Below are 2,908 nucleotides of genomic sequence, written 5' to 3'. Positions count from 1 at the left end.
AATAAAACGGCTACTAATTTTGGAGTAACAGCTATTCTTGAAAGTAAATTAAGTGGTTTTAATTTAGATTTTAAGCTGCATTGTTTAATTTTTCATTTAATTTTTCATTTGTTTTTTCATTGTTTGAAGTGGTTTAATTTGTTGTTCTCGATACATTTTTTGTTGCGTTTCACTTCACAAAAAACATTTGAACTGGTGGTTATGTATTTGTTTTGATTTATAATTTAAATTTGTTTGTTCGGTTTCGTTTAATTGTTTAATTTGTTGTTCTCGATACATTTTTTTTTGTGTTTCACTTCACAAAAAGCACATGAACTCACTGTGACGTTGGTTGATTTTAGGGTGTAATTATTTCTGCCACTACCGAATGATTTTTAGAATATATTATTAATATTTTTTTCTTTATTTATGTAAGTGGCAGAATTATTACTTGTTTAGTTATTTTTTTATTTCTTTTTCAAGAGCTGCTATATTTTGTTTTGCTAATATAAATTCTGGTAGAATAGTTAATGCATTTTCGAATGATTTTTTTGCGTAGGCATTGTCTTTAAGTTCGTATGCGACTAATCCTTGCAGGTTGGAAAGTGCTGCTTTTAATGGGACATTTTGGGTTTGATCTTTATCTACTGGAATCTGTACTTGTGCTTCTTTTATCTCTTGGCATGATAAGGTTTGTTGAATTGTAGTTTGAGCTTCACCAAAACGTTTTAAATTAAATTGGATAGTAGCTAATTGATAGCCGTGGTATTGGTTTTTTGACAAAGCAAATAAGGTCTCGTATGCTGTTACTGCTTTTTTAGAGTCACCAATGTTTTGTAAACTAATAGCATTTATTTCTAGTAATTGTAGGTCTTTCGGTTTTTTTTCTAGTAATTCTTTGGTTACAAAATAGCTGCTTACAAAATTGTTAGTTTTGTAATATAAAATGGCTAGACTGTCTTTATATGTTGTGTTTTCGCCTTCTTTGGCTATGATGTTGTGGATGCTTATTATTGCTGTGTTCGCATCGTTGTATTTAAGGGCATTTTTATAGATTTGTTTGTCTGTCTCAAACAAAGTTTCGTTTGTTTTATTTTTTTGGGCTAAGCTTAATCCAAATGTTAGAAGTAATAGTAATTGAATTCTTGTTTTCATTTTTTGTATATTAATTTTATTTATTAGGACTATTTTTGATAGTATAAGGATATATTCGTTAAACTAAGATATACTAGATAAAAGGACTTTAAAGAACAATAATCTCAATAAATAGTATATTGAGATTATTGAGATATTTCTTTTGATTTAAATAAAGATTAGTTTAAATCTACCCAAGCTGTACTAGTACGTCCTTGAAATTTACCTGTTGTTGCATTGTAGCGAATCATACCTGCTTGTGGAGTTGCATCACCAGCCGCGTCTGAACTGCCTACTCTTACATAGCCATTAACGTCTAATTTTACTACTGGTGTAATTCTACCCACACCTACATTACCGTTTTCCATTATTTTTATACCTCCAGCAGTGGTGCTTAATGGTGCAATAACAAAACCGCCTGTATTAGTACTGTCATTTTTATCATTACTAAATATGTATCCACTGTCTCCTAGTTGTGCAATAGGATTATTGGAACCAAGTGTAAGTTTAGGAATGAAGTAACCTAATTGTGAATCTGTTGACCAATCAATAATTGATGCATCATTACTAATAACTGTTTTTTCTATGGATAATGGTGATAATGGTGTTGCAATCCCAATCCCAACATTACCAGCAAAATAACCTGTACCATTTCCAGAAACAGAAAATGCTCCTTGTGCTGTACCATTTGTTTTTACACCTTCACCAGCACGAATTAAGTAACTTGCGACTTGATTTGGTCCATTACTCCATGTGTTTGGTTCAAGTAACAAAAGTGTTCTTTGGATTGGACTTCCAACAGATTCTACTTGTAAATTAGCCGTTGGTGAATTTGTACCAATACCAACATTACCGCTTGCTATCACATTTATTCTTTGGTTTCCGGCACCATCAGCAATAATTATATTGTTGCTTGTATTTGTAGTAGAAGTAATATTATTACCCAACAAAGTATTGTTACTACCTGTAGTAATGTTTTGTCCAGAACTAACACCTATAATTAAATTGTTGGAACCAGTTGTTACGGAATTACCAGAATTATCACCAACAGCTATATTGAAAGAACCAGTTGTATTACCATCAAGTGAGTAATTACCAACTGCTAGGTTACCACTTCCATCTGTGTTATTAAGTAAAGCGCCAACTCCTATTGCTTTGTTCGCGAAACCTGTTTTGTTACTTCTAAGTGCGTTGCTTCCTAAAGCTATGTTTATATAACCAGTAGTGTTGCTTAGTAATGTTTGAGATCCAATCGCTACATTGTTGTTACCTGTACCTACAGAAGTGCCATTGCTGCCTATTCCTGCATCCTGTGTAATGTGGTTACTACCTACAAGACGTAGGTCAGAAGTAGCGCTTACACTTGCCATACTAACTTTCCTTAAACGACCATTTACGTCTGTTGTAACAATATTATCTGTACTTGCACCAGCAGGAATGTTATTTACATAAATGCTATTTACATAAAAGCCGCTAGTATTTAATGAAGCCATTGATGTTGTTGACCCATCGTTGTTCAAGTTACTCCAATTGAAACCACCTTGAAGTCCAGTTCCTACTGAGTTCATAAAATCAATTTCTCCATTACCACCTGTGCGATTCCAACCTTGTACTAATTGTAGTGTGTTAGCATAAGGTAATAAATTTGCGTTTGTAGCGCTGCCTATATTGCCAACAGAAAGTAGTAAACCTCCAGGACCAGCAACATCTAATGCTGCTTTGGGTGCTGCTGTACCAATACCAACACTGCCAAGAAAGTGTGAACCACCTTGAGCGTGGAATGTAATTTTTCTGT

Annotated in this window: 2 protein-coding genes; both read right to left on the bottom strand. The window is 33.4% G+C overall.

Annotated elements, in window-relative coordinates; all coding sequences use genetic code 11:
* Positions 1 to 438: 438 nt before the first annotated feature.
* Entirely contained in the window at positions 439 to 1,134 is a 696-nt protein-coding gene (locus ACH2CG_RS16760; protein WP_395067301.1) for a hypothetical protein, read from the bottom strand.
* Positions 1,135 to 1,292: 158 nt separating this feature from the next.
* A partial coding sequence (locus ACH2CG_RS16755; protein ID WP_395067299.1) for a beta strand repeat-containing protein occupies positions 1,293 to 2,908 on the bottom strand: 1,616 nt, incomplete at its 5' end.

Source organism: Flavobacterium sp., from assembly GCF_043778725.1.
GTDB lineage: Bacteria > Bacteroidota > Bacteroidia > Flavobacteriales > Flavobacteriaceae > Flavobacterium.
Note: the sequence above shows the minus strand (reverse complement) of the source record. Positions and strands in the feature narration are given on the sequence as shown.

Coding starts and splice junctions, on each gene's coding strand:
- ACH2CG_RS16760 (WP_395067301.1), bottom strand. CDS start 1,134: ATGAAAACAAGAATTCAATTACTATTACTTCTAACATTTGGATTAAGC.